The organism is Streptoverticillium olivoreticuli subsp. olivoreticuli (assembly GCF_003391135.1).
Lineage (GTDB): Bacteria > Actinomycetota > Actinomycetes > Streptomycetales > Streptomycetaceae > Streptomyces > Streptomyces blastmyceticus.
This window is the reverse complement of record NZ_CP031455.1, coordinates 7174150-7195567: the sequence shown is the minus strand read 5'-3', so window position 1 is coordinate 7195567 and position 21418 is coordinate 7174150. Positions and strand designations below refer to the sequence as shown.

The following is a 21418-nucleotide window of genomic DNA, read 5'->3' as shown; positions in this document are numbered from 1 at the left end:
ATCGGTTCAGTACGCTCCCGTTCAGGAGGAGCCGAGTTCGTCGTCGAGCAGGTCGAAGAGCTCGTCGTCGGTTGCCGATTCGAGGTCGTGGTCACCGGAGTCACCGTCGGTCGTCGTGTCCTGGGCGTCGTTCCACTTGGCCATGAGGGCCTGCAGGCGCATCGTGATCCGCGAGCGGGTGACGCTGTCGTCGGTGGCGTCGGCCAGGGCGGCCTCCAGCCGGTCGAGTTCGCCGAACACGGACGGGCCGCCGTCGCCCTGCGGCAGTGCCGCGCGCAGGTGGTCGGCGAGGGCCCCGGGGGTCGGGTAGTCGAAGATCAGCGTGGCGGGCAGCCGCAGGCCGGTGGCCGCGCCGAGCCGGTTGCGGAGCTCCACGGCGGTGAGCGAGTCGAAGCCCAGCTCCTTGAAGGCCGCACCGGGTTCGATCGCGCCCGCACCGCTGTGGCCCAGCACCGTGGCCACCTGGCCGCAGACCAGGTTGAGCAGGAAGCGGTCCCGCTCGGCCGCGGACATGCCCGCGAGCCGGTCGACCGCGCTCGTGGCCGCCTCCGCCGCGCCACCGGCGGCGGCGCGCCGTACCGGGGTGCGGATCAGTCCGCGCAGCAGCGGTGCCACGCCGGACGCGGACTGGGCGCGCAGCGCCGCGATGTCCAGCGCCGCGGGGATGAGCAGGGCGTGCTCGGCGAGGCAGGCCGCGTCGAACAGGGCCAGGCCCTCCGCGTCGCTGAGCGCCCCCATGCTGCCGCGGTTCATCCGCTGCCGGTCGGCCTCGGCGAGGGTGGCGGCCATGCCGCCCTCGTCCTCCCACAGGCCCCAGGCCAGCGAGACGGCCGGGCGGTGCCGGGCACGCCGGTGCTGGGCGAGGGCGTCCAGGAAGGCGTTGGCGGCCGCGTAGTTGCCCTGGCCCGGGTTGCCGAACACGCCGGCGGCCGAGGAGAACAGCACGAAGTCCGACAGGTCCAGGTCCTGGGTCAGCTCGTGCAGGTTCCACGCCGCGTCCACCTTCGGGCGCAGCACCTTCGCCAGCCGCTCCGGGGTGAGCGACTCGATGATGCCGTCGTCCAGCACACCTGCGGCGTGGATCACCGCGGTGAGCGGGTGCTCGGCCGGGACGGCGGCGAGCAGCGCGGCCAGGGCCTCGCGGTCGGCTGCGTCGCACGCCGCCCAGGTGACCCGGGCGCCGGACTCGGCGAGTTCCGCGGCGAGTTCGGCGGCACCCGGCGCCTCGGCACCCCGGCGGCTGGTCAGCAGCAGGTGCCGTACGCCGCGCTCGGCCACCAGGTGCCGGGCCAGCAGCCCGCCCAGGGTGCCGCTGGCACCGGTGACCAGCACGGTGCCCGCCGCGTCGAAGTCCGGAACGGTCTCCTCCACGAGCGAGGCCACCCGTGCCAGACGCGGGGCGTGCCAGCCGTCGGCGCGCAGCGCGAGCTGCGGCTCGTCCGTCGCCAGCAGGGCGGGCAGCTCCTTGAGCAGGCCGTTCGCGGCGTCGCTGTCGGCCTCCACGTCGACCAGGACGAACCGGCCCGGATGCTCGGCCTGTGCCGAGCGGACCAGGCCCCAGGCGGCGGAGTGCGCCAGGTCCTCGACCGGCTCGGCCTCCGTGCCGTCGTCCGCCACCGCGTCGCGTACGGCCACGGCGCCACGGGTCAGCAGCACCAGCCGGGAGTCGGCGAACCGCTCGTCGGCGATCCACTCCCGTACGAGGGCCAGCACCCGGCCGGTGACGGCGTGCGCCGCGGCCGCGGCATCCCCGGCGGTGCCCAGGTCGGGCAGGCAGGGCAGCAGCACCACGTCCGGCGCCGGGCCGTCCGCGTCCACCGCCGCCGCGAGGGCCGCCGTGTTCTCGTACGTCTCGGCACGCACCCCCGCCGCCTCCAGCGCGGCGGTCGCCTTCAGCTCACCGCCGCCGAGGATCGCGTAGGAAGTCGCCTCCCCGGCAGGCAGCGCGGCCGGCGTGGGCAGGAGGGCCCAGTCGACGCGGAACAGCGAATCGTGGTGCGCGCCGCCGACGGACGTGAACTGGTCGGCGTCGAGCGGCCGCAGCGCGAGCGAGTCGACCGAACCGACCGGCGCGCCCGTCTCGTCGGCGATCGCCAGCGCGACCGCGCCGGACCCGGCCGGGGACACCCGGACCCGGAGCGCCGCCGCACCGACGGCGTGCAGCCGGACACCGTCCCAGGCGAACGGCAACCGGGCCCGCCCCGCGTCCTCTTCCGCGTCGAAGAAGTCACCGAGACCCACCGCGTGCAGCGCGGCGTCCAGCAGGGCCGGGTGCAGCCCGTACGCACGGGCCCCGTCCCGCTGCGCCTCGCCCAGCGCGACCTCGGCGAACACCTCGTCGCCGCGGCGCCAGGCGGCGCGCAGCCCCTGGAAGACGGGCCCGTAACCGAGGCCGAGGGCGGCGAAGGCGGCGTAGAAGTCGTCGATCCCGACCGCTTCGGCGTCGGCCGGCGGCCACTCCTCCGACACGGCCACCGGAGCGGCGTCGGCACCGGCGAGCGCGAGCGCACCGGCCGCGTGCCGGGTCCACGGCTCGTCGACCGCGCCCTCAGGACGGGAGTGGACGTGCAGCGCGCGCCGCCCGGCCGCCCCGTCGGGCTCGCCGACGGTGACCCGCAACTGGACCCCGCCGTCCGCCGGAAGCACCAGCGGTGCCTCCAGCGTCAGCTCCTCCAGCAGATCGCAGCCGACCTCGTCGCCCGCGCGCACGGCCAGTTCCACCAGCGCCGCGCCGGGGAGCAGCACCGTGTCCATGACGGTGTGATCGGCGAGCCAGGGGTGGCTGCGCAGCGAGAGCCGGCCGGTGAAGAGGCGGCCGTCGGAGTCGGGCAGGTCCACCGCCGCGCCCAGCAGCGGGTGGTCGGCCGCCCCCAGCCCGGCCGAGGCCACGTCGCCGACGGCGCCGGCCGGGGCCTCCAGCCAGTAGCGGCGGCGCTGGAACGGGTAGGTGGGCAGGTCGTCGATCCGGCGGGCGCCGGTGTTCGCGTAGAACGCCTTCCAGTCCACCGGTACGCCCCGGACCTGGGCCCGGGCCACGGCGGCGGCGAGCGCCTCCGGCTCGGGGCGTCCGGTGCGCAGGGCGGCGGCGAACGCCGCCCCGTCGGGGTCGGTGGCGCAGTCCTGTGCCATGGCGGTGAGTACTCCGTCGGGGCCGAGCTCGATGAAGGTGGTGACGCCCTGGGCCTCCAGGGCGCGGATGCCGTCGAGGAAGCGGACCGCCTCGCGGACGTGCCGGACCCAGAAGTCCGGGCTGGTGATCTCCTCGGCGGAGACCAGGGCGCCGGTGAGGTTGGAGACGACCGGGATGCGCGGGGACTCGTAGGAGAGGGTCTCCGCCACGGCCCGGAAGGCGTCCAGCATGGCGTCCATGTGCGGCGAGTGGAACGCGTGGCTGACGGTGAGGCGCTTGGTCTTACGACCCTGCGCCTCGAAGCCGGCGGCGATCTCCAGCGCCGCGTCCTCGTCACCCGCGACGACCACGGACCGCGGGCCGTTGAGGGCGGCGATGCTCACCCGCTCGGTCAGCAGCGGGAGCACCTCCTCCTCGGACGCCTGGATCGCCACCATGGCGCCGCCGGCCGGGAGTTCCTGCATCAGGCGACCACGCGCCGCCACCAGCTTCGCGGCGTCCGCCAGCGACAGCACACCGGCGACGTGCGCGGCGGCCAGCTCGCCGATGGAGTGCCCGGAGAGGAAGTCGGGGGTGATCCCCCAGCCCTCCACCAGGCGGTACAGCGCCACCTCGATGGCGAACAGCGCGGGCTGTGTGTACCGGGTCTGGTTCAGCAGCTCGGCGTCGTCGCCGAAGACCACGGTCTTCAGCGGCTGTTCCAGGTGCCGGTCCAACTCGTCGCAGACCGCGTCCAGCGCCTCCGCGAAGGCCGGGTAGGCGGCGTACAGCTCGCGGCCCATGCCGAGCCGCTGGCTGCCCTGGCCCGTGAACAGGAACGCGGTCCTGCCGTCGGCCACGGAACCGTCCACCAGACCCGCGGCCGACTCGCCGCGCGCCAGCGCCTCCAGACCCGTCACCAGGGCCTCGCGGTCCGCACCAACGACGACCGCGCGGTGGTCGAGGGTGGCGCGGGTGGTCGCCAGGGAGTAGCCGAGGTCGGCGGGAGCGACATCCGTACGGTCCACGAGGTGGCCGCGGAGCCGGTCGGCCTGGGCGCGCAGCGCCTCGGCCGTCTTCGCCGACAGCGGCAGCGCCACGACGGGCGGCACCGCAGCGGCGCGCGTCACGGTCTGCTCCTCGGTGACCGGGGCCTGCTCGATGATGGTGTGCGCGTTGGTACCGCTGAAGCCGAAGGACGACACCGCGGCCCGGCGCGGACGGCCGGTCTCCGGCCACTCCACCGCATCGGCCAGCAGCTCGACCTCACCCGCCGACCAGTCGATGTGCGGCGACGGCTCATCCACGTGCAGCGTCTTCGGCAGCACACCGTGACGCATCGCCATGACCATCTTGATGATGCCGCCGACACCGGCGGCGGCCTGGGTGTGACCCACGTTCGACTTGAAGGAACCCAGGTAGAGCGGCTGCTCAGGGGCGTGCTCCTGGCCGTAGGTGGCCAGGAGCGCCTGCGCCTCGATCGGGTCGCCCAGCGTGGTGCCGGTGCCGTGCGCCTCGACCGCGTCGACCTCGGCGGCCGACAGACCGGCGTTGGCGAGCGCCTGCCGGATGACGCGCTGCTGCGACGGACCGTTGGGCGCCGTCAGACCGTTGCTCGCACCGTCCTGGTTGATCGCGCTGCCGCGCACCACGGCGAGGACCGGGTGGCCGTGCCGCTGGGCGTCGGAGAGCCGCTCGACGAGCAGCATGCCCGCACCCTCGGACCAGCCGGTGCCGTCCGCATCGGCGGAGAACGCCTTGCACCGGCCGTCGGCCGCCAAGCCGCGCTGGCGGCTGAACTCCACGAACGCCGCCGGAGTCGCCATCACCGTCACACCACCGGCGAGCGCCAGCTCGCACTCGCCGTTGCGCAGCGCCTGAACAGCCAGGTGCAGGGCGACCAGTGACGACGAGCATGCCGTGTCGATGGTGACCGCCGGGCCCTCCAGCCCGAAGGTGTACGCCAGCCGGCCCGAGATCACACTCGCCGCGTTACCAGTGCCGACAAACCCCTCGACGCCCTCCGGCAGGACCGAGACCGAGGAGGCGTAGTCGTGGTACATGACACCGGCGAAGACACCGGTACGGCTGCCGCGCAGCACACCCGGGTCGATGCCCGCGCGCTCGAACGCCTCCCACGACGTCTCCAGCAGCAACCGCTGCTGCGGGTCCATCGCCAGAGCCTCACGCGGCGAAATCCCGAAGAACGCCGGGTCGAAGTAGCCTGCCTCATCGACGAAGCCGCCTTCGCGGGTGTACGAGGTGCCGGGGTGGTCGGGGTCCGCGTGGTAGAGGGCATTCAGGTCCCAGCCACGGTCGGCGGGGAACTCCGAGATCGCGTCCCGGCCCTCCATCACCAGCCGCCACAGATCCTCCGGCGACTCCACACCACCCGGATAACGGCAACCCAGACCCACGATCGCGATCGGCTCGTCATCAACAGCCGCCACAACCACCGGACCGGCGACATCCGCCACCGCACCCACCAGCTCGGCACGCAAGAACTCGGCCAGCACAACCGGCGTCGGATAGTCGAAGACCAACGTCGCCGGCAAACGCAGCTCCGTCACCCCACCCAGCAGATTCCGCAGCTCCACCGCCGTCAGCGAGTCAAAGCCCAACTCACGGAAGGAGTGGTGCGGTTCCACGGCGTCCGTGGAGCTGTGGCCGAGGACGGCGGCCACCTGGGAGCGGACCAGCTCCAGCAGGACGCCCTGCTGCTCGGCCTCGCCCAGACCGGCCAGCCGCTGGGCCAGCGCGCCGGACGCCGCGGCGCCCTCGGCGGCACGGCGGCCCGGGATGCGGACCAGGGAGCGCAGCAGCGGCGCGACCGCACCGGACGAGGATGCCTGGGCACGCAGTGCGGCCAGGTCGAGCCGCATCGGGATCAGTACGGCGTCGGTTTTGCGCCCGGCCGTGTCGAGGAGCTCCAGGCCCTCGGCGGCCGTCAGCGCGTCCACACCGCCACGGCTCATCCGTGACACATCGGCCTCGGCCAGCTCACCCGCCATGCCGGCCTCGTCCGCCCACAGACCCCACGCGAGGGAAGAGGCAGCCAGGCCGAGCGACTTGCGGTGCTGCGCGAGAGCATCAAGGAAAGCGTTGGCAGCGGCGTAATTGCCCTGCCCGGCATTGCCGAACACACCGGCAGCCGAAGAGAACAGCACGAAGGCGGAGAGGTCCAGCTCACGGGTGAGTTCGTGCAGGTTCCAGGCGGCGTCCACCTTGGGCCGGAAGACGTGTGCCAGCCGCTCGGCGGTGAGCGAGCCGATCGTGCCGTCGTCGAGCACGCCGGCCGTGTGCACCACACCGGTCAGCGGGTGCTCCGCCGGGATCGCCGCGAGGACACCGGCGAGGGCATCCTGGTCGGCGACGTCGCACGCCGCCCACGTCACCTCGGCACCCAGGGCGCCCAGTTCGGCCGCGAGCTCCTCGGCACCGGGAGCGGCCCCGCCGCGGCGGCTCACCAGCAGCAGGTGTCGTACGCCGCGCTCGGTGACGAAGTGCCGGGCCACCAGACCGCCCAGCGTCCCGCTCGCACCCGTGACCAGCACCGTGCCGTCAGCCGCGAACTCCCGCACCGCATCGGCGGCTTCGGGAAGCGCCCGCATCAGGCGCGGGGCGCGCTGTGTGCCGTCGCGCAGGGCGAGCTGCGGCTCGTCGGAGGCCAGCGCCGCCGGGAGGGCACGCAGCGAGTCGTCCGTACCGTCGAGGTCGACGAGGACGAAACGCCCGGGGTTCTCGGACTGGGCGGAGCGCACCAGGCCCCAGACCGCCGCGCCCGGGAGGTCCGTCACCGGCTCGTCGGTGCCGGTGGCGACGGCTCCCCGGGTCAGCAGGACCAGCCGGGAGTCGGCGAACCACTCGTCGGCCAGCCACTCCTGCACCAGGGCGAGCGCCTCGGCGGCGGCCCGGTGCACGGCGGCGGCAGCGCTGTCGGCGTCGGCCGTGCAGGCGAACAGCACCTCGCGCGGTACCGCCGCGCCTGTCTCGGTCAGTGCCGTCAGCGCCGGGTGGACCGGAATCGCCGGGTAGGCGGTGGTCAGCCCGTAGACGTCGGTGCCGAGTACCGCCCAGCGGTCGTCCACGGAAGCGGAAGCGGGGGCGGACACCTCGGCCCAGTCGAGCCGGAAGAGCGAGTCCTGTCGTGCGCCGCGCGCCGCGCCGTCGATCTGGTCGGCGGAGACGGGGCGGAGCACCAGCGAGTCCACCGTCAGTACGGCACGACCCGCGCCGTCGGCGACCGCCAGCGACACACCTTCCGCACCTACGGAGGCGAGCCGGACCCGCAGCACCGAGGCACCCACGGCGTGCAGGGACACACCTGACCAGGCGAAGGGCAGCCGCGCCCCGGCCTCACCGTCGATCAGACCACCGAGGCCCACCGCGTGCAGCGCCGAGTCCAACAACGCCGGATGCAGCCCGAACAGACCCGCATCGGCGCGCGCCTCCTCCGGCAGCTCCAGCTCCGCGAACACCTCATCGCCCAGCCGCCAAGCCGACCTCAGCCCCTGGAACACCGGACCGTAGGCCAGACCGGTCGCCGCAAGGCCGTCGTAGAGCCCCTCGGCCTCGACCCGCTCCGCGCCGGCGGGCGGCCATACGCCCAGGTCGAAGGCGGGCGCGGGCGCACCCTCCGCCAGCAGACCGGAGGCGTGCCGCAGCCACGGCACGTCGGCGGCCGCGTCCTCGTCACGGGAGTACACCGCCAGCGAGCGGCGACCGGAGGCATCCGGCGCACCCACGGACAGCTGGAGCTGGACCCCGCCGTCCTCCGGAAGCAGCAGCGGCGCCTCCAGCGTCAACTCCTCCAACAGGTCACAACCGACCTGGTCACCGGCCCGGATCGCCAGCTCCACAAAAGCCGTACCCGGCAGGAGTACCGAGCCCATGACCGCGTGGTCGGTGAGCCACGGGTGGGTGTCCAGACCGATCCGGCCCGTCAGCAGCAGCTCCTCGCCACCGGCCAGCGGTACCACGGCGCCCACCAGCGGGTGGTCGACCGAGCCGAGACCCAGGCCGGCCGTGCCGCCGACACGGGACGTCGGGACCTCCGGCCAGTAGCACTTCCGCTGGAAGGCGTACGTCGGCAGGTCGACCCGCGCGGCACCGGTACCGGCGAAGTACGCCGCCCAGTCCACCGCGAGACCACGGGCGTACGCCCGGGCCACGGCCGCCACCAACGACTCCGCCTCGGCACGACCGGCCCGCAGCACCGCCGCGAAGGCCGCATCGTCACCGTCGACGCACTCCTGCGCCATGGCGGTGAGGACCCCGTCGGGGCCGAGCTCAACGAAGGTGGTGACGCCCTGCGCTTCCAGGGCGCGGACACCATCGAGGAAGCGGACGGCCTCGCGGACGTGGCGCACCCAGAAGTCCGGGCTGGTGATCTCCTCGGCGGAAACCAAGGCGCCGGTCAGGTTGGAGACGATCGGGATACGCGGGGCCTCGTACGACAGGCCCTCGGCCACCGTGCGGAAGTTCTCCAACATGCCGTCCATGCGCGGCGAGTGGAACGCGTGGCTGACAGTGAGGCGCTTGGTCTTACGACCCTGCTCCTCGAACGTCGCGGCTATCGCGAGCGCCGCGTCCTCATCACCCGCGACCACCACGGAGCGCGGGCCGTTGAGGGCGGCGATACTCACCCGCTCGTCCAGCAGCGGAAGAACCTCGTCCTCCGATGCTTCAACGGCGATCATCGCGCCACCGGCGGGCAGTTCCTGCATCAACCGACCACGCGCGGCCACCAGCTTCGCCGCGTCCGCCAGCGACAACACACCCGCCACATGCGCGGCAGCCAGCTCACCGATCGAATGACCGGAGAGGAAGTCCGCCTTCACACCCCACGACTCGACCAGACGGAACAGCGCCACCTCGATGGCGAACAGCGCGGGCTGGGTGTAACGGGTCTGGTTCAGCAGCTCGGCGTCGTCGCCGAAGACCACGGTCCTCAGCGGCTGTTCCAGGTGCCGGTCCAGCTCGTCACAGACCGCGTCGAACGCCTCCGCGAACACCGGGAACGCGGCGTACAACTCACGCCCCATGCCCAGCCGCTGACTGCCCTGACCCGTGAACAGGAACGCCGTCTTTCCACCGTTCGCGGAGCCCGTCACCAGGCCCGGGGCCGCGTTGCGGCCCTCGGCGAGGGCCTCCAGGGCGGTCAGGAATCCGGCGTGGTCCTGGGCCACCAGCACGGCGCGGTGGTCGAGGGTGGCGCGGGTGGTCGCCAAGGAGTAGCCGAGGTCGGCGGGGGCGACGTCCGTACGGTCCGCGAGGTGGTCGCGGAGCCGGTCGGCCTGGGCGCGCAGCGCATCGGCCGTCTTCGCCGAGAGGGTCCAGGGCAGCACGCCCGCGTCGGCCACCGGAGCGGCCTCGGACCCGGCCGGGACCGACTCGTCCACCGGGGCCTGCTCGATGATGGTGTGCGCGTTGGTGCCGCTGAAGCCGAAGGACGACACCGCGGCCCGGCGCGGACGGCCGGTCTCCGGCCACTCCACCGCGTCGGCCAGCAGCTCGACCTCACCCGCCGACCAGTCGATGTGCGGCGACGGCTCATCGACATGCAGCGTCTTCGGCAGCACACCGTGGCGCATCGCCATGACCATCTTGATGACACCACCGACACCCGCGGCGGCCTGGGTGTGACCCACGTTCGACTTGAAGGAACCCAGCCACAACGGCCGGTCCCCGTCCCGCTCCTGGCCGTACGTGGCCAGCAGCGCCTGCGCCTCGATCGGGTCACCCAGCGTGGTGCCGGTGCCGTGCGCCTCGACCGCGTCGACCTCGGCAGCCGAGATGCCCGCGTTGGCCAATGCCTGCCGGATCACCCGCTGCTGCGACGGACCGTTCGGAGCCGTCAGGCCATTGCTCGCACCGTCCTGGTTGATCGCGCTACCACGCACGATCGCCAGCACCTGGTGACCGTTCTTACGGGCGTCGGAGAGCCGCTCGACGAGCAGCATGCCCGCGCCCTCGGACCAGCCGGTGCCGTCCGCGTCGGCGGAGAACGCCTTGCACCGGCCATCGGCCGCCAAGCCGCGCTGGCGGCTGAACTCCACGAACGCCGCCGGAGTCGCCATCACCGTCACACCACCGGCAAGCGCCAGCTCACACTCACCATTGCGCAACGCCTGAACAGCCAGGTGCAGGGCGACCAGTGACGACGAACACGCCGTGTCGACCGTCACCGCCGGGCCTTCCAGCCCGAAGGTGTACGCCAGCCGACCCGAGATCACACTCGCCGCGTTACCAGTACCGAGGAAGCCTTCGACGCCCTCGGGCACCCGCTCCAGCAGAGAGGCGTAGTCGTGGTACATGACGCCGGCGAAGACACCGGTACGGCTGCCGCGCAGCACACCCGGGTCGATGCCCGCACGCTCGAACGCCTCCCACGACGTCTCCAGCAGCAACCGCTGCTGCGGGTCCATGGCGAGGGCCTCACGCGGCGAAATCCCGAAGAAACCAGGATCGAAGTAACCAGCCTCGGTGACGAAACCGCCCTCACGGGCATAGCTCGTACCCGCGTGGTCGGGGTCCGCGTGGTAGAGGGCATTCAGGTCCCAGCCACGGTCGGCCGGGAACTCCGAGATCGCGTCCCGGCCCTCCATCACCAGCCGCCACAGATCCTCCGGCGACTCCACACCACCCGGATAACGACAACCCAGACCCACGATCGCAATCGGCTCATCATCAACAGCCGCCACAACCACCGGACCGGCGACATCCGCCACCGCACCCACCAGCTCGGCACGCAAGAACTCAGCAAGCACAACCGGCGTCGGGTAATCGAAGACCAACGTCGCCGGCAAACGCAGCTCCGTCACCCCACCCAACAGATTCCGCAGCTCCACCGCCGTCAGCGAATCAAAGCCCAACTCACGGAAGGAACGCTCGGCCTCGACCGACACCGCGCCCGCGTATCCGAGCACGGTGGCGACCTGCGTACGCACCAGCTCCAGCAGCATGCCGCGCTGCTCGGCCTCCCCCAGCCCGATCAGTCGCCGTGCGAGGGCGCCGGACGCCATCGCGCCCTCGGCGGCGCGCCGCGCGGGCACCCGGACGAGTCCGCTGAGCAGAACGGGCAGCGCCCCGTTGGCCGCCTGGGCGCGTAGCGCGGCCAGGTCGAGCCGCATCGGGATCAGCAAGGGCTCGGCGTCGCGACCGGGCGCGTCGAAGAGCTCCAGGCCCTCGGCGGCCGTCAGCGCATCCACACCACCACGGCTCATACGGGACACACCGGCCTCGGCCAGCTCACCCGCCATGCCGGCCTCGTCCGCCCACAGACCCCACGCCAGCGAACTACCAGCCAGACCGGCAGCCCTGCGGTGCTGGGCGAGAGCATCAAGGAAGGCGTTCGCGGCGGCGTAGTTGCCCTGCCCGGCATTGCCGAACACACCGGCCGCCGAAGAGAACAGCACAAAAGCAGAGAGATCCAGGTCCTGGGTCAGCTCGTGCAGGTTCCACGCCGCGTCCACCTTCGGACGCAGCACACCCGCCAGCCGCTCCGCGGTCAGCGAACCGATCGTGCCGTCGTCCAGCACGCCGGCCGTGTGCACCACGCCGGTCAGCGGGTGCTCGGCCGGGATCGTCCCGATGACATCGGCCAACGCCTCGCGGTCGGCCACATCACAGGCCGCCCACGTCACCTCGGCACCCAGAGCGCCGAGTTCGACCGCGAGCTCCTCCGCACCCGGAGCGGCCCCACCACGACGGCTCACCAGCAGCAGATGACGCACACCGCGCTCCGCCACCAGATGCCGGGCCACCAGACCACCCAGCGAACCACTCGCACCCGTCACCAACACCGTGCCGTCGGCCACGAACTCCCGCACCGGCTCGGCGGCGGCGACGGACCGGGCCAGCCGGGGCATGCGCACCGCGCCCGCACGGAGTGCGAGCTGCGACTCACCGGAGGTCAGCGCAGTGGGCAGGACACGGACCGAGTCGTCAAGGTCGTCGATGTCGACGAGGACGAAGCGACCGGGGTTCTCCGACTCGGCGGAGCGCACCAGACCCCGGACCGCCGCACCCGGCAGATCCGTCACCGGCTCGCCCGGACCGGCGGCCACCGCACCCGAAGTGAGCACCACCAGGCGGGAGTCGGCGAAGCGCTCGTCGGCCAGCCACTCCTGCACCAGGGCGAGCATGTCGGCCGTCGCGGTGTGCGTGGCGGCCGCGGCCCCCTCGCCGACAGCGGCGGACGGTGCCACGAAGACGAACTCCGGGGCCTCGCCGGGCTCCACGGCCGCCGTCAGCCCGGCCAGATCCGCGTAGGCCGCGACCTGGTCACCGACCACGCGGCGCAGCAGCTCGGCGGAGCCCAGGGCCGCCCAACGGCTCTGCGGTACGGGGGCGGAGGAGACAGTCGCGAGGACCTCCACCCAGTCCAGCCGGAAGAGCGAGTCCTGGCGTGCGCCACGCGCCGCGCCGCTGATCTCCTCGACCGATGCGGGGCGGAGCACCAGCGAGTCCACCGTCAGTACGGCACGACCCGCGCCGTCGGCGACCGCCAGCGACACACCCTCCGCGCCTACGGAGGCCAGCCGCACCCGCAGCACCGAGGCGCCCACAGCATGCAGCGAGACACCCGACCACGCGAACGGCAGCCGTGCCCCGTCCTCACCGTCGATCAGACCACCGAGGCCCACAGCGTGCAGTGCCGAGTCCAACAACGCCGGATGCAGCCCGAACAGACCAGCATCCGCCGCCTCCTCGGGCAGCTCCAGCTCCGCGAACACCTCATCGCCCAGCCGCCAGGCCGACCTCAGACCCTGGAACACCGGACCGTAGACAAGCCCGACCTCGGCCAGACCCTCGTACAGGCCCTCCACCGAAAGCTGAGCCGCGCCCGCCGGGGGCCACGCCGACAGGTCGTACGACGGCGTCGCCGCGTCCGAGGCCAGGACACCGGAAGCGTGCCTCAGCCACGGCTCGCCCGCCTCGGCCTGCTCGTCGCGGGAGTAGACCGCCAGCGAGCGGCGACCGGAAGCGTCCGGCGCACCCACGGACAGCTGAAGCTGCACCCCGCTGCTCTCCGGAAGCACCAGCGGCGCCTCCAGAGTCAACTCCTCCAACAGGTCACAACCGACCTGGTCACCGGCCCGGATCGCCAGCTCCACGAAAGCCGTACCCGGCAGCAGCACCGAACCCGCCACCGCGTGATCGGCCAGCCATGCGTGCGTGTCCAGACCGATCCGGCCGGTCAGCAGCAGCTCTTCACCACCGGCCAGCTGCACCGCGGCACCCACCAGCGGGTGCTCGACCGTCGCCAGACCGAGGCCGGCCGTGCCACCGGCACGGGACGTCGGGAGCTCCGGCCAGTAGCGCTGGCGCTGGAAGGCGTACGTCGGCAGGTCGACCCGCGCGACACCCGTCCCCGCGAAGAACGCCGCCCAGTCCACCTTCACACCACGGACGTGCGCCCGGGCCACGGCCGCCACCAACGACCCGGCCTCGCCACGGTCCTTGCGCAGCGCGGAGACGAACGCGACGTTCTCACCCTGGGCACACTCCTGCCCCATGGCAGTCAGCACACCGTCAGGGCCGAGCTCGATGAAGGTGGTGACGTTCTGCGCCTCAAGAGCGCGGACGCCATCGAGGAAGCGGACCGCCTCACGGACGTGACGGACCCAGAACTCCGGGCTGGTGATCTCCTCGGCGGAGACCACCGCACCGGTGAGGTTGGAGACGATCGGGATGCGCGGGGACTCGTACGACAGGCCCTCGGCGACGGCGCGGAAGTCGTCCAGCATCGCGTCCATGCGCGGCGAGTGGAACGCGTGCGAGACCGTGAGGCGCTTGGTCTTACGACCCTGCGCCTCAAAGCTTGCAGCGATCGCGAGCGCCGCGTCCTCGTCGCCCGCGATCACAACCGACTGCGGGCCATTGAGGGCGGCAATGCTGACGCCCTCCGTCAGCAGCGGAAGAACCTCGTCCTCCGACGCCTGCACCGCGATCATCGCGCCACCGGCGGGCAGTTCCTGCATCAGACGACCACGAGCCGCCACCAGCTTCGCCGCGTCCGCCAACGACAGCACACCCGCCACATGCGCGGCAGCCAGCTCACCGATCGAATGACCGGAGAGGAAGTCCGCCTTCACACCCCACGACTCGACCAGACGGAACAACGCCACCTCAACCGCGAACAACGCGGGCTGAGTGAAACCTGTCCGATCCAGCGCCGCGGCGTCCTCACCGAACACCACGTCCTTCAACGGACGCTCAAGATGCCCGTCCAGATGCGCGCACACCTCGTCCAGCACGTCCGCGAACACCGGGAAAGAGTCGTACAGTTCACGGCCCATACCCAGCCGCTGACTGCCCTGACCCGTGAACAGGAACGCAGTCTTTCCGCTCGCCACCGAGCCCGTCACCAGGCCCGGGGCCGCGTTGCGGCCCTCGGTGAGGGCTTCGAGACCGGAGAGCAGCCCGGCGCGGTCCTCGGCGAAGACGACGGCGCGGTGGTCGAAGGCGGTCCGGCCGGTGGCGAGGGAGTGCCCGAGGCCGTGGAGGCTGAGCTCGGCGCTGCCGGTGACGTGGGCGAGGAGGCGCTCGGCCTGGGCGCGCAGCGCGTCCGCGCTGCGGCCGGAGAGGGTCCAGGGGATCACGCCGGCGCCGGTGGCCGGGGTCCCGTCGGATGCCGCCGGAGCGGCGTCGACGGGCGTGGCCGGGGCCTGCTCGATGATCGTGTGCGCGTTGGTGCCGCTGATGCCGAACGAAGAGACGCCCGCGCGGCGCGGGCGGCCGGTCTCGGGCCACTCCACCGATTCGGTCAGCAGCGAGACCGCGCCCGCCGTCCAGTCGACGTGCGGGGAGGCCTGGTCCGCGTGCAGGGTCTGCGGCAGCACTCCGTGCTGCATGGCCAGCACCATCTTGATGACGCCGGCGACACCGGCGGCGGCCTGGGTGTGGCCCAGGTTGGACTTGATGGAGCCCAGCCACAACGGCCGGTCCCCGTCCCGCTCCTGGCCGTAAGTGGCCAGCAGCGCCTGCGCCTCGATCGGGTCACCCAGCGTCGTACCCGTACCGTGCGCCTCGACCACGTCGACCTCGGCGGCCGACAGACCCGCGCTGGCCAGAGCCTGCCGGATGACACGCTGCTGCGACGGACCATTCGGCGCTGTCAGACCATTGCTCGCACCGTCCTGGTTGATCGCGCTGCCACGCACGATGGCGAGGACCGGGTGACCGTTCTTCCGCGCGTCGGACAGCCGCTCCACGAGCAGCATGCCCACGCCCTCGCCCCAGCCCGTACCGTCGGCGTCGGCGGAGAAGGCGCGGCAGCGGCCGTCGGCGGACAGGCCGCCCTGGCGGCTGAAGCCCACGAAGGTGCCGGGGGTGGCCATCACGGTCACGCCGCCGGCGAGGGCGAGTTCGCATTCACCGGTGCGCAGCGCCTGGATGGCCCAGTGCAGCGCCACCAGCGACGAGGAGCACGCCGTGTCGATGGTGACGGCGGGGCCTTCCAGGCCGAAGGTGTAGGCCACCCGTCCGGAGGCGATGGAGCCGGTGCTGCCGGAGCCGAGGGCGCCTTCGCCGCCGCCGTCCGGGGCCTGCTCCACCAGTGTGGCGTAGTCGTGGTACATGACACCGGCGAAGACGCCGGTGCGGCTGCCGCGCAGCGTCACCGGGTCGATGCCCGCGCGCTCGAACGCCTCCCAGGACGTCTCCAGCAGCAGCCGCTGCTGCGGGTCGGTGGCAAGCGCTTCGCGCGGCGATATGCCGAAGAAGGTGGGGTCGAAGTCGGCGGCGTCGTGCAGGAAGCCGCCCTCACGGGTGTAGCTGGTGCCCGGGTGCTCCGGGTCGGGGTGGTAGAGGGCGTCCAGTTCCCAGCCGCGGTCGGCCGGGAACCCGGAGATGGCGTCCTGGCCGGTGACGAGGAGCTGCCACAGCTCCTCGGGCGTACGGACGTCACCGGGGTAGCGGCAGCTCATGGCGACGATGGCGATCGGCTCGTCGTCGGCCGCGGCGGTCCGTGTCACGGCGCCCGCCCGGTCGGCGGAGCCGGTCAGCTCGTCGCGCAGGTGGCGGGCGAGCACCTCGGAGGTCGGGTAGTCGAAGACCAGGGTGGCGGGCAGCCGCATGCCGGTGACGGCGTTCATGCGGTTGCGCAGCTCGACGGCGGTCAGCGAGTCGAAGCCCAGGTCGCGGAAGGCGCTCTCGGGGTCCACCGCGTCGCCGGAGCCGTGGCCCAGCACGGCGGCGACCTGGGTGCGGACCAGCTCAAGCAGTACGTCGAAGCGCTCGGTCTCGCCCAGCCCGGCCAGCCGCTGCGCCAGCGCGCCCGAGGGGGCCGCGCCCTGCGCCGTGCGGCGGGTCTGCACCCGCACCAGGCCGCGCAGCAGCGGGGCGACGGCGCCCGAGGAAGCGGCCTGGGCGCGTACGGCCGCGAGGTCCAGCCGCACCGGCACCAGCAGCGCTTCTCCCGAACGGGCGGAGGCGTCGAAGAGCTCCCGTCCTTCGGCCGAGGACAGGGCGGCGACGCCGGCCCTGTTCATCCGGGAGACGTCGGCCTCGTCCAGTTCCCCGGCCATGCCGCCGGCTTCGGCGGCCCACAGGCCCCAGGCGAGCGAGCTCGCGGGCAGGCCGGCGGCGCGGCGGTGCGCCGCCAGCGCGTCCAGGAAGGCGTTGGCGGCCGCGTAGTTGGCCTGACCCGCGCCACCGAACACACCGGCGGCGGAGGAGAACAGTACGAACGCGGACAGGTCGAGATCGCGGGTCAGCTCGTGCAGGTTCCACGCGGCGTCCACCTTGGGGCGCAGCACCGCGTCGAGCCGCTCGCCGGTGAGCGAGCCGATCACACCGTCGTCCAGCACACCGGCCGTGTGCACCACACCGGTCAGCGGGTGCTCGGCCGGGATCGCGCCGATGACATCGGCGAGAGCATCCCGGTCGGCCACATCACACGCCGCCCACGTCACCTCGGCACCCAGAGCGCCGAGTTCGGCCGCGAGCTCCTCCGCACCCGGAGCGGCTCCACCGCGACGGCTCACCAGCAGCAGGTGCCGCACGCCACGCTCGGCCACCAGGTGGCGGGCGAACAGGGCGCCCAGCGTGCCACTCGCGCCGGTGACCAGCACCGTGCCGTCGGCGTCGAAGCGTTCGGCGTCCGCGTCGGCCGTCAGCACCGTCGCGCGGGCCAGGCAGGGTGCGCGCAGTGTGCCTTCGCGCACCGCGAGTTGCGGCTCGCCGGAGCCGAGTGCGGCGGGGAGGGCACGCGTCGCGTCATCGCCGTCGAGGTCGATCAGGACGAAGCGACCGGGGTTCTCCGACTCGGCGGAGCGCACCAGGCCCCAGACGGCGGAGTTCGTCAGGTCGGACGCGGACTCGGACTCGGCCGCGTCGGCGGCCACCGCGCCGGAGGTCAGCACCACCAGCCGGGAGTCCGCGAGGTGCTCGTCGGCCAGGTACGCCTGGACGAGGGCGAGCGCCCGTCGCGTGGCGGCGTGCACCGCCGCGGGGTCGGCTTCGGTGCCGGGTGCGAAGGCGACCAGCACCTCGTCCGGTGCGGGCGTGCCCGCGGCGATCGCCTCGGTCAGCGCGGCCAGGTCGGCGTAGGCGTCGAGGCGCTCACCGGCGGTCGCCGCCAGGTTCAGCGCGTCGGGGCCCAGCAGCGCCCAACGGCCGCCCGCGGGGGCGGTGGCGGACACCTCGGCCCAGTCGAGCCGGAAGAGCGAGTCCTGTCGTGTGCCGCGCGCCGCGCCGTCGATCTGCTCGACCGACACGGGGCGGAGCACCAGCGAGTCCACCGTCAGTACGGCACGACCCGCGCCGTCGGCGACCGCCAGCGACACACCCTCCGCGCCCGCGGAGGCCAGTCGCACGCGCAGCACGGAGGCGCCCACAGCGTGCAGCGAGACACCAGACCACGCGAACGGCAGCCGTGCCCCGCCCTCACCGCTGGTCAGGCCGCCGAGGCCCACCGCGTGCAGTGCCGAGTCCAACAACGCCGGATGCAGCCCGAACAGACCCGCGTCCGCCGCCGCCTCCTCGGGCAGCTCCAGCTCCGCGAACACCTCGTCGCCCAGCCGCCAAGCCGACCTCAGGCCCTGGAACACGGGGCCATATACGAGCCCGGCCTCGGCCAGACCCTCGTACAGGCCCTCAACGGGCAGCGGGACCGCCCCCGTCGGCGGCCATACGGACAGGTCGTGCGAGGGCGCCACAACGGCCATGGCCAGCACGCCCGAAGCGTGTCGCAGCCACGGCTCGTCAGCGGCCGCGTCCTCGTCGCGGGAGTACACCGCCAGCGAGCGGCGGCCGGAAGCGTCCGGCGCACCCACGGACAGCTGAAGCTGCACCCCACTGCTCTCCGGAAGCACCAACGGCGCCTCCAGCGTCAACTCCTCCAACAGGTCACAACCGACCTGGTCACCGGCCCGGATCGCCAGCTCCACGAAAGCCGTACCCGGCAGCAGCACCGAACCCGCCACCGCGTGATCGGCCAGCCACGGATGGGTGTCGAGGGCGAGGCGTCCGGTGTAGAGGAAGCCGTCGGTGTCGGCGAGGGAGACGGCCGCGCCGAGCAGCGGGTGGTCCGCCGCGCCGAGGCCTGCGGAAGCCATGTCGCCGGTGAGGTAGCCGGTGTCCAGCCAGTAGGTCTCGCGCTGGAAGGCGTACAGCGGAAGGTCGACGCGGGCGGTGCCGGTGCCGGCGAAGACCGCGTGCCAGTCCGGGGAGACGCCGTGGACGTGGGCGCCCGCCAGGGCGGTGGCCAGGCTGCGCAGCTCCGGGCGGCCGACGCGCAGCGCCGACACAAGGGTGGCGTCATCGCGGGACAGGCAGTCCTGTGCCATGGCGGTGAGCACACCGTCGGGGCCGAGCTCCACGAAGGTGGTGACGTTCTGGGCCTCCAACGTCCGTACGCCGTCGAGGAAGCGGACCGCCTCGCGGACGTGGCGGACCCAGAACTCCGGGTCGGTGATCTCCTCGGTGGAGACCAGGGCGCCGGTCAGGTTGGAGACGATCGGGATCTGCGGGGCCGCGTAGGTCAGGCCGGCGGCGACGCGCCGGAAGTCGACGAGCATGCCGTCCATGTGCGGCGAGTGGAACGCGTGGCTGACGGTGAGCCGCTTGGTCTTACGACCCTGCTCCTCAAAGACAGCAGCAATCGCGAGCGCCGCGTCCTCGTCACCCGCGACGACCACCGACTGCGGACCGTTGACGGCGGCGATGCTCACCCGCTCGGTCAGCAGCGGAAGAACCTCCTCCTCCGACGCCTGCACCGCGATCATCGCCCCACCGGCAGGGAGTTCCTGCATCAGGCGACCACGCGCGGCAACCAGCTTCGCCGCGTCCGCCAGCGACAACACACCCGCCACATGCGCGGCAGCCAGCTCACCGATCGAATGACCGGACAGGAAGTCGGGCTTCAGCCCCCAGCCTTCGACGAGACGGAACAGCGCCACCTCGACCGCGAACAACGCGGGCTGGGTCCAGCCGGTCCGGTCCAGCAGCTCGGCGTCATCGCCGAACAGCACGTCCTTCAGCGGACGGTCCAGGTGCTGGTCCAGCTCGGCGCAGACCGCGTCCAGCGCCGCCACGAACACCGGGTAGGCGGCGTACAGTTCACGGCCCATGCCGAGCCGCTGGCTGCCCTGGCCGGTGAACAGGAACGCGCACCTGCCGGTGGCGGCCTTCCCGTCGACCAGGCCGGTGGCGGGCTCGTCGCGGGTCAGCGCCTCCAGGGCCCGGACGAGGCCCTCGCGTTCGTCCGCGACGACCGCGGCACGGTGGTCGAAGGCGGCGCGGCCGGTGGCGAGGGAGTGGCCGAGGTCGGTGAGGGACTGCTCGGGGTGCGCGGCCAGGTGGGCCAGCAGGTTGGCGGCCTGGTCGCGCAGCGCGGCCCGGTTCTTGGCCGACAGGGTCCACAGCGGCAGCGCGGCGGCCGGCTCCTCCGGCGCGTCGGCGGGCTCCGGCTCGGGGGCCTGCTCCAGCACCGTGTGGGCGTTGGTGCCGCTGATGCCGAACGAGGAGACGGCGGCGCGGCGCGGCGCGCCGGTCTCGGGCCACGGGCGGGCCTCGGTCAGCAGCTCGACGGCACCGGCCGTCCAGTCGACGTCGGTGGCGGGCTCGTCGACGTGCAGGGTCTTGGGCAGCACGCCGTGGCGCATCGCCATGACCATCTTGATGATGCCGGCGACACCGGCGGCGGCCTGGGTGTGACCGATGTTGGACTTGACGGAGCCGAGCCACAGCGGCTGGTCGGCCTCGCGGTTGCGGCCGTAGGTCGCGAGCAGCGCCTGGGCCTCGATCGGGTCGCCCAGGGTGGTGCCCGTGCCGTGCGCCTCGACGGCGTCGATCTGCGCGGCGGAGAGCCGGGCGCCGGCCAGGGCCTGGCGGATGACGCGCTGCTGGGACGGGCCGTTGGGCGCGGTCAGGCCGCTGCTGGCGCCGTCCTGGTTGACGGCCGAGCCGCGGACCAGGGCCAGCACCGGGTGACCGTTCTTGCGGGCGTCGGAGAGCCGCTCCAGGAGCAGCATGCCGACGCCCTCGCCCCAGCCGGTGCCGTCGGCGGCCGCCGCGAAGGACTTGCAGCGGCCGTCGATGGCCAGGCCGCGCTGGCGGCTGAACTCGGTGAAGGTGCCGGGGGTGGACATGACGGTGACGCCGCCGGCCAGGGCGAGCGTGCACTCGCCGGTGCGCAGCGCCTGCGCCGCCAGGTGCAGCGCCACCAGCGAGGAGGAGCAGGCGGTGTCGATGGTGACGGCCGGGCCCTCCAGGCCGAAGGTGTAGGACACCCGGCCGGAGGCGATGGAGCCGGTGCTGCCGTTGCCGAGGAAGCCCTCGACGTCCTCGGGCGCCGAGTACAGCCGGGAGGCGTAGTCGTGGTACATGAGGCCGGCGAAGACGCCGGTCTTGCTGCCGCGCAGCGCGCCCGGGTCGATTCCGGCGCGCTCGAAGGCCTCCCAGGTGGTCTCAAGCAGCAGCCGCTGCTGGGGGTCCATGGCGAGGGCCTCGCGCGGCGAGATGCCGAAGAACGCCGGGTCGAAGTCGGCGGCGTCGTGCAGGAAGCCGCCCTCGCGGACGTACTCCTCGTGCCCGGTCTCCGGGTCGGGGTCGAAGAGCACGTCCTCGCCCCAGCCGCGGTTGACGGGGTACGGCGAGACCGCGTCGCCACCGCGGGCCACCAGCTCCCACAGCTCCTCGGGGGTGCGCACCCCGCCCGGGTAGCGGCAGCTCATCGCCACGATGGCGATGGGCTCCTGCTCCCGCTCCTCCACCTCGCGCAGCCGCCGACGCGCTTCGCGCAGATCGGTCGTCGCCCGCTTGAGGTAGTCGAGGTACTTCTCCTCGTTCGCCACAGCCATT

At 73.0% G+C, this 21418-nt stretch carries 1 protein-coding gene; it reads right to left on the bottom strand.

Annotation, left to right across the window (positions count from 1 at the left end; translation table 11 throughout):
• Nucleotides 1-21: 21 nt before the first annotated feature.
• The gene (locus DXZ73_RS31420) at nt 22-21417 is read right to left on the bottom strand and encodes a type I polyketide synthase (protein WP_116214359.1); all 21396 of its coding nucleotides are present in this window, start codon (nt 21415-21417) and stop codon (nt 22-24) included.
• Nucleotide 21418: the final 1 nt, after the last annotated feature.